The organism is Chryseobacterium contaminans (assembly GCF_001684955.1).
In the GTDB taxonomy this organism is placed as follows: domain Bacteria; phylum Bacteroidota; class Bacteroidia; order Flavobacteriales; family Weeksellaceae; genus Chryseobacterium; species Chryseobacterium contaminans.
Genome location: NZ_MAYF01000084.1, coordinates 1 through 7446, shown reverse-complemented (window position 1 = coordinate 7446; position 7446 = coordinate 1). Strand labels below are relative to the sequence as shown.

Sequence of the window (7446 nt, the reverse complement as noted above, 5' to 3'; positions counted from 1 at the left end):
TATCTTCTATCTCCTTGGCATAAACAGCGGCTCCATTTTCAAAACATCGACCGTTATTGTTGATCTTGACGAAGTTTTTGTGCTTCAGAGTCTTTATTATTGTCTGACAGTCCATATACATTTTGAGTTCATGATTTAAAATAAGCCATATAGAAAAACAAGCTATATGGCTTATTGTATTAGGCTGGTTTAGTCTTCCTGTTCCGCATCAAAATTGATGGAGGTTTCTGCTATTTCCGTAAGTTCGGCATCTGTATCTTCTTCTTCCTGTAAAGTTCTTTCCAAAAGATCGGCCGCTTTATTGTGTCCCATTGTAATGGCTAGCTGAGCAAGCCCTCCGTAGGTTGCAATTTCGTAGTGTTCAACCTTTTGAGCCGCAATAATGAGCCCTACATCTCTGGTTGCAGAACCTTCTTCTGTAGACTTAATGGTTTCTTCGCCTTCTTCAATAATGCCTTTTATGGCTTTGCATTCTTTCTTTTCAGGAGTTTCATCAATAAGTTTGAATACTTTTTCCAGGCGTTTTACATGTTTCTGTGTCTGAAGATGATGATCTTCAAAAGCATCCTTTAAATCTTCGCTGGTAGCTGCTTCCTGCATTTTTTCCAATGCTTCCAGAATAGCATTTTCAGCGTAATAAATATCTTTAAGCGCACTTACAAAAAATTTGTGAAGCGGTGAGTTCTTCATTTCATCTTCGTTGATGCTTGTCTTGTCAGCTGTTCCTTTTTTTGTGGAAACTGTAGTATTGGGTTCTAAAATTTTATTGGGCATGATGTGAAGTGGTGTTTAAAGTTGAAAGATTACCCCTTTATACTTGATAAAGAGGCAATCTGGAAAAAGAATTATGAATTACGTCTGCCTCCGAATCCGGATCTTCCCGAAGATCGTCCGCCTCCGTGAGATGCCTGTCCTCCCATTCTGGCAATTCTTGTACGTTCCGCTTTGCTCATGGAAGCAAAACCTCTTCTTGAGGTACCAGAACCGGAGTTTGAACTACGACCTGATGAACCGTTGCCGGAGTTTCCTCCTCTTGAATTATCTGAATCGGATCTTCCGGAAGACCGTCCGCCGCCGTGAGATGCCTGTCCACCCATTCTGGCGATCCTTGTACGTTCCGCCTTACTCATAGATGCAAACCCTCTTCTTGAAGTCCCGTCTCCTGAAGATCTGCTATTGCCTGACCTTGAACCTGATCCGGAACCAGAGCCCGATCTTCCACGGGAACCGCCACGAGAGCTGCTGCTACGTGAAGACCCTCCTCTTCCAGAGGTAAATCTTCCCATGCTATCTCGCTGCTGATTGCCATTTCCGCTTCCTCCTCTGGAACTTCTTCCACTGCGGCCTCTTTGGTCATAATCATTATCGTCTTCATCATCGTCATAATCGTCATCATCATCGTAGTCATTATCATAATCATCGTCGTCGTAATCTTCATCATAGTCATCATCATAATCGTCACCGTCTTCATCAAAATAATTTTCATACTCTGAAAAATCATCGTCATAATCTTCATCTCTCGATGCATCGTTAAAACCATGGTCATATCCTAACTGATAGACTTCTTCCAGGTTTTCCGGTGAGTGTGAATGTCCTCTTGGGCTACGATTTCTTGAATTTCTAGTGTTCATAACTGAATTTTTTATATTAATATTTAGTGATGTATTGCCGCCCGTGACTAGTATTAGACGGCAATGGTTGAGTTTCGATAAATTCAAATTGACCAAAAGCTAAAATGCTTTTTTCGTTCCTTTATTAAGGTTTAAAGAATTGTATTGTAAATTGTTATATCAAATGTACAACTGAATAAATCACTTTTTTATGACCTGAGTCATGTTAGCTAATATTAATACAAAATTTTTCTGTCTTTAAAGATGATATCTCCTTCCTGCTCCATCTTTTTCAAGGTACGGATCACTGTTTCCACACGTAATCCCGTAAGATTAGCAAGCTGCTGTCTCGTGAATGCTATAGTGAAGCAGTGGGTACAGTCACCATCATGGTAGCTTTTAAGATAATCCATCAATCCCTTTAGACGTAATATCGGATTTTGGGAAGACAGATTCTGCATCATCACAAATTTATAATAGACCTGTTGGGAGAAACAGGCATTCATTTCCAAAGAGAGTTCAGGATGCTTTTTCAGCATTTCTATAAAATTACCCTTAGGCAGTCTTATAATTTCAGAAGCTTCCAGGCAGATCGCATTCATAGGATAAGGATGATCCAAAAAAAGAAGCGGATCTCCGAAACTCTGGTTTTTTCCTAAGATATTGTGAATAAATTCTTTTCCGTCTTCATTGTAATTATTAAGTTTTATCTTTCCTTTTGAAATCTGAAAATAATACTGCGCGTGATCTCCTTCTTTAAAAATGATTTCACGTTTTTTATAGATTTTGGCTTCTGCTCCAAATGAGTGCAGAAGTCCTTCGTCAATATTCATGCAGCTTATCGTTTTCATTTTCTGTATCAATTTTAATAGAAAAAATCGTAAAAACTTAGTACCGGAAAGTTTTTCTTAATACAAAATTTTACGATTTTCAATTTTCAGGATCTTATCCTTTTCCATATGTTTAATGGTCCTTATAGCCGTTTCTACGCAAAGACCCGTAAGGCTGGCCATTTGCTGCCTCGTTAAAGGAATCATAAACGAATAGGGACTTTCATCATCCTGAAAACTTTTCAGATAATCCATTAATCCCTTTAATCTTGTAGACGGGCTTTGGGATGAGATGTTCATCATCATAATAAATTTATAGTAGAGACGCTGGGATAAAAAGCTGCTGACCTCCATACACAGTTTTGGAGATTTATTTAACAGATTGAAAAATGTGGATTTATGAAGCCTTAGAATACTGCAATCAGTAACAGCTTCTGCATTCATTGGATACGGTTTATCTATAAACAGAATAGATTCTCCACAGCTCTGTCCTGCTGATAAGAAGTTCTGTATAAATTCTTTTCCTTCTTCATTATAATTATTTAGTTTTACTTCTCCCGTAATAATCTGATAATAATAATGAGGATTGTCTCCTTCACAGAAAATATTTTCTGTAGGATTATATTCTTTTATTTCAGCTCCTGCTGAAAATAAAATATTTTCGTCAATAACCATAATAGCTTTTTTTTTATGTTGTTTTCTTCTTCTTAATCTTAGTAAAAATATCACTGGAATTGACAATAAATACATACAAATATCGAACCTTAATCTTTATTTTATAAGTTAAATAAAGTTAAATTTATTATACATTTTATTTAATTTTAATATTATTAGTTTATTTTTAACATTAAAAATGTGTTATTTTTATTTTTTGAATAAGTTAATTTCATCCGTGATGATGAGTTAACAAAACCCGTTTCAGTGAGATGAAAACGGGTTTTTATCAAATATAGCGTTAAAGAATTATTTTTTTCTGTTCGTGTTAGGGGTAGCTTTCTCTGTATCCCTTTTGTTCATTGAAGATGTACTGTCTTTTGTGCCAAGCGTGTCCGAAGGAAGTGGTGGTGACACAGGTGCAGGATGTGTAGCTGTATCTGTACGGATAGTATCAGCTATGTTGATGTCGGTACTTGTTTGCGTTTCTTTTTTACAGCTTAAGGCAAGAAATCCTATAAGCATAAATGACATGATAAATTTCATAATAGTATATTTTGTGTGTGAAAAGTCAAAAGTAGATTATTACGAGACCGTTTTTTTATGACTCGGGTCATAATGCTTTATTTTTGATTATTTCGCAAATTTCTTGGTTCCAGCAACACAGAGAATAACACCCACTGTAATTCCCAACATTCCTATACTTACCTGTTCATGAAGAAGATAAGCTGCTAAAGCAAGGCCGAAAAATGGTTGTAGCAGTTGGAGCTGACCTACAGTGGTAATTCCGCCCTGGGCAAGACCTTTATACCAGAATATAAACCCAATAAACATACTGAACAGAGAAATATAACCTAATCCAAACCAACCTCTAAAGCTTATGGCTTCTACATTGGATGGGAAATATATGAAAAACAAAGGAAGCATAACCGGTAATGAGAGAACAAGTGCCCAGGAAATAACCTGCCATCCACCTAATGTTTTGGAAAGCTTTGCTCCTTCTGCATACCCCATTCCGCATAGAATAATCGCCAGAAGCATAAGAATATCTCCTACTGGAGAAGCTGAAATTCCCTGAGAAAATGCATAGCCTATAACTAAAAGGCTTCCGATTACAGAGAATATCCAGAACACAGGATGTGGTTTTTCTCCACCTCTGAAAACCCCGAAAATTGCAGTAGCTAAAGGCAGCATTCCTAAAAATACAATGGAATGAGCTGAAGTAAGATACTGCAATGCCAGTGAAGAAAGCAAAGGAAATCCTATGACACATCCTAAGGCCACCAGACCCAGAGAAAATAACTGATTTTTTGCCGGCCGTTTTTCTTTATATATCAATAAAACTGAAAGCGCCAGGATTCCGGCAATTACTGCACGGGCAATCGTAGCAAATATAGGGTTCATTTCCATTACGGCAAGTTTGGTAGCCGGCATAGAACCGCTGAAAAGCAATACACCTATAAAACCATTGATCCATCCGCTTACAGCCTGGTCTTTCGAAATAGTATTTGTCATCATGTTGATAAGCTTTTAATTATGAGACAAAATTAAACAGGAAAAATAAACAATCACAGTATCAGTTTTGTATATTTGCATGAGCACAGTTAAAAAAATGAGTAAAGAATTTTTATATACAGAAATTGCAGCCGGTATTGCCAATCAGATCCGAAAAGGGGTTTTGAAGGCAGGCGATAAGCTTCCGTCAGTAAGAATGCTATGCAGTGAGCATCAGGTGAGTATGAACACTGCAAAACGGGTTTTTCTTGAACTTGAATCCCAATCACTTGTAGAATCTAAGCCGCAATCCGGCTATTTTGTAAGTCAGTTGTTATCTGTAAAGCTTCCGCTTCCTGAAGTGAGCCGTCCTTCTTTGATTGCTAATAATGACGAACCCGATGAGCTGATCAGTAAAGTCTATGAAAATATGGGAAAAAAGGATATCACCTTCTTTTCCATTGGAATTCCATCCGGAGACCTTCTTCCCCAGGCAAAGCTGAAAAAAGAGATTGTACATGCTATAAGAGAGCTAAAAGAAGGCGGAACAGAATACGAAGAACTACAGGGAAACCTAAAGCTGAGAAGAATGATTGCTGTACGCTCATTACAATGGGCAGGAAATCTTCATGAAAATGATCTTATCACTACAAACGGAGGAATGAACGCCTTATCTTTCTGTTTAATGGCCTTGGGAAAACCAGGCGATACCATTGCTATTGAAAGCCCTTGCTATCCGGGAATTCTTCAGCTGGCCAACGGTTTAGGGCTGAAAGTTCTGGAGCTACCTACTCATCCTACTACCGGAATAGAAATTGAGGCCTTCAAAAAACTGATTCCAAAAATCGATCTGTGTCTTTTGATTCCTAATTTCAATTCTCCGCTGGGAAGCTGTATGCCCGATGAGAATAAGAAAGAAATCGTGAAAATTCTTTCAGAAAATAATATTCCTCTGATTGAAGATGACGTGTATGGCGATCTTTATTTTGGTTCTACCCGTCCGAAATGCTGCAAATCTTTTGATAAGGACGGAAATGTTCTCTATTGCAGTTCTATTTCAAAAACATTGGCTCCAGGATACCGTGTAGGCTGGATTGCTGCTGGAAAATACAAAGACAAGATTTTAAAGCTTAAACTTTTACATTCCACATCTTCTATTTCCATTGTGAATGAAGCCGTTGCTAATTTCCTGAAGTCCGGAAGATATGAAAAACACCTTCAGCAGCTTAGGAAGACGTTACAGAGTAATTATCAGAACTACGTACAGACTATTGCTGAATATTTTCCGGAAGGAACTAAAACCAGCCGCCCACAAGGTGGATTGTCTCTATGGGTAGAATTTGATAAGAAAATCCGGACTACAGAGCTTTATGATCTTGCTATTAAAGAGAATATAAGTATTGCCCCAGGAAGAATGTTCACTTTCCAGGATCAGTTTGAAAACTGTATGAGACTTTGTATCGGACTTCCATGGTCAGACGAAATACAGGCAAAGCTTAAACAGGTTGGTCAGCTTGCCAAAAGGATTTATTTGAAGTAAGGAAGATGGAAGTTATTGTAGACTTTTAATGAGTTCTTATTGATAGGATAAAGACATCAGTTGTTTTTATGTTGAATAGAACTTTCAGCTTACCGCTCCCATCTTCCAGCCTTTTTATTTATTATCCGGAACGAAGTTCTTTCTTGCCAGTTCTTTTCTTACGCGGCTTAAGCTTTCAGGAGTAATGCCAAGATAAGAAGCGATCATCCATTGAGGCACTCTAAGAAGCAGGTCCGGGTACATTTTAATGAATTTCATATACCTTTCTTCAGCAGTCTCTCCTAATAAAGAATTGATCCTGTTTTGAAGACTTCTGATATGTTTCTGAAGCAGAAAATCACTACGTTCAATACTGTTTGGAAACTGTTCTACCAGCTTATTGAAGAAATCGGGATGAAGAAACAAAACTTCAGAATCTTCTACTGCTTCTATATAATAATTGGATTTTTCATTGAAGTAAAGGCTGCTTCGGTCAGAAATGAGCCAGCTTTCAGGGGCAAACTGTATAATGTGCTCTTTTCCATTTTTATCAATGGAATACATTTTCAAAAGGCCTTTCTCTACAAAGAATATATGTCTGCATATTTCGCCATACTGAAGAAGAAACTGATTTTTAGGAATTTTTTTTACTTCATAATGCAGGCTGCAGGTGTTCACGCTTTGAAGCGGAACATTTAAAACTTTGGCTAAATAATTATTAATATTCTTCATTATACGATCTGGCTTAAAGAAATATCCTGGTGCGAAGCGCTATTAACGGGCTTTCCGTTCTCGATAACAATCAGCTGTGGACTCTCATGTCTTATACCAAAATCCTCAGCAATTTTATTTGAAATAGGGCGGTGAGCTAAAAGATCAAGGTAATATATTTCTACCTCCTGATTTGAATTTTCAACTTCTTTTTCAAAATTCCTCAATACTGTCTTGCTGATAAAACAGCTTGTTGAATGTTTGAATATAGCTATTTTATGCTGATAAGAACTTGCAATGGCTTTATCCAGATCTTCTTCAGACTTTATATTTTTCCAGAACGATTTCTGATCAGGGGTTTCATTATTATTTCCGCCGAATATTTTATCAAAAAAACTCATACATTAAATTGTTTTAAGTGATGATCAAGATGTTTATATTCTAAAAATTCCCAGTCTTTTTCAGTCATGTTTCCGAATAATCTGTGGCTGCCCGGCAGTTTTCTGTTTTCACAGGCTACCCGGAATTCCTCCAGTGTTTTCAGTAGATTGGTTTTTGATTCATCAAAATCACACTCAAAATTAACGATTAGTTTTTGAAAAGTAGGCATGTTTCTGGGAATTCCGTT

The 7446-nt window shown here is 37.3% G+C and carries 10 protein-coding genes; 1 reads left to right on the top strand and 9 read right to left on the bottom strand.

What is annotated here, in order from left to right:
* Window positions 1-189 precede the first annotated feature (189 nt).
* The 6 genes from BBH99_RS06625 to BBH99_RS06600 all read right to left on the bottom strand — a co-directional run bounded on the left by BBH99_RS06625 (window position 190) and on the right by BBH99_RS06600 (window position 4612).
* Window positions 190-774 (bottom strand): YciE/YciF ferroxidase family protein, encoded by a 585-nt coding sequence (locus BBH99_RS06625; RefSeq protein ID WP_066693662.1) that lies wholly within the window; start codon window positions 772-774, stop codon window positions 190-192.
* Between the two features lie 71 nt (window positions 775-845).
* Window positions 846-1631: a KGG domain-containing protein gene (locus BBH99_RS06620; RefSeq protein WP_066693659.1), complete on the bottom strand. Its 786-nt coding sequence runs from the start codon at window positions 1629-1631 to the stop codon at window positions 846-848.
* Window positions 1632-1846: 215 nt separating this feature from the next.
* Window positions 1847-2461, bottom strand: coding sequence for a Crp/Fnr family transcriptional regulator (locus BBH99_RS06615; RefSeq protein ID WP_228390755.1), 615 nt, complete (start codon window positions 2459-2461; stop codon window positions 1847-1849).
* 57 nt (window positions 2462-2518) lie between these two features.
* Window positions 2519-3115 (bottom strand): Crp/Fnr family transcriptional regulator, encoded by a 597-nt coding sequence (locus BBH99_RS06610; protein WP_066693665.1) that lies wholly within the window; start codon window positions 3113-3115, stop codon window positions 2519-2521.
* Between the two features lie 288 nt (window positions 3116-3403).
* Window positions 3404-3640 carry a hypothetical protein gene (locus tag BBH99_RS06605; protein ID WP_066693658.1) on the bottom strand — a complete coding sequence of 79 codons (237 nt, stop codon included), beginning with the start codon at window positions 3638-3640 and terminating at the stop codon, window positions 3404-3406.
* 87 nt (window positions 3641-3727) lie between these two features.
* A complete protein-coding gene (locus BBH99_RS06600) occupies window positions 3728-4612 on the bottom strand; it encodes a DMT family transporter (RefSeq protein WP_123873054.1) in 885 nt (294 codons plus the stop codon).
* Between the two features lie 94 nt (window positions 4613-4706).
* Here BBH99_RS06600 and BBH99_RS06595 point away from each other — a divergent pair, with 94 nt between their 5' ends.
* The gene (locus tag BBH99_RS06595) at window positions 4707-6128 is read left to right on the top strand and encodes an aminotransferase-like domain-containing protein (RefSeq protein ID WP_066693656.1); all 1422 of its coding nucleotides are present in this window, start codon (window positions 4707-4709) and stop codon (window positions 6126-6128) included.
* Window positions 6129-6242: 114 nt separating this feature from the next.
* Here the strand turns inward: BBH99_RS06595 and BBH99_RS06590 are convergent, their stop codons facing one another.
* From BBH99_RS06590 to BBH99_RS06580, 3 genes are all read right to left on the bottom strand, one after another.
* Window positions 6243-6839 (bottom strand): Crp/Fnr family transcriptional regulator, encoded by a 597-nt coding sequence (locus BBH99_RS06590; protein ID WP_066693650.1) that lies wholly within the window; start codon window positions 6837-6839, stop codon window positions 6243-6245.
* Complete coding sequence (gene ytxJ / locus BBH99_RS06585) at window positions 6839-7219, bottom strand: bacillithiol system redox-active protein YtxJ (RefSeq protein ID WP_066693647.1); 381 nt, start codon at window positions 7217-7219, stop codon at window positions 6839-6841. Before ytxJ ends, BBH99_RS06590 begins: the two co-directional genes overlap by 1 nt.
* A partial coding sequence (locus BBH99_RS06580; RefSeq protein ID WP_123873052.1) for a DUF1569 domain-containing protein occupies window positions 7216-7446 on the bottom strand: 231 nt, incomplete at its 5' end. The genes ytxJ and BBH99_RS06580, both read right to left, overlap by 4 nt.

Coding starts and splice junctions, on each gene's coding strand:
- BBH99_RS06625 (WP_066693662.1), bottom strand. CDS start 774: ATGCCCAATAAAATTTTAGAACCCAATACTACAGTTTCCACAAAAAAA.
- BBH99_RS06620 (WP_066693659.1), bottom strand. CDS start 1,631: ATGAACACTAGAAATTCAAGAAATCGTAGCCCAAGAGGACATTCACAC.
- BBH99_RS06615 (WP_228390755.1), bottom strand. CDS start 2,461: ATGAAAACGATAAGCTGCATGAATATTGACGAAGGACTTCTGCACTCA.
- BBH99_RS06610 (WP_066693665.1), bottom strand. CDS start 3,115: ATGGTTATTGACGAAAATATTTTATTTTCAGCAGGAGCTGAAATAAAA.
- BBH99_RS06605 (WP_066693658.1), bottom strand. CDS start 3,640: ATGAAATTTATCATGTCATTTATGCTTATAGGATTTCTTGCCTTAAGC.
- BBH99_RS06600 (WP_123873054.1), bottom strand. CDS start 4,612: ATGATGACAAATACTATTTCGAAAGACCAGGCTGTAAGCGGATGGATC.
- BBH99_RS06595 (WP_066693656.1), top strand. CDS start 4,707: ATGAGTAAAGAATTTTTATATACAGAAATTGCAGCCGGTATTGCCAAT.
- BBH99_RS06590 (WP_066693650.1), bottom strand. CDS start 6,839: ATGAAGAATATTAATAATTATTTAGCCAAAGTTTTAAATGTTCCGCTT.
- ytxJ (WP_066693647.1), bottom strand. CDS start 7,219: ATGAGTTTTTTTGATAAAATATTCGGCGGAAATAATAATGAAACCCCT.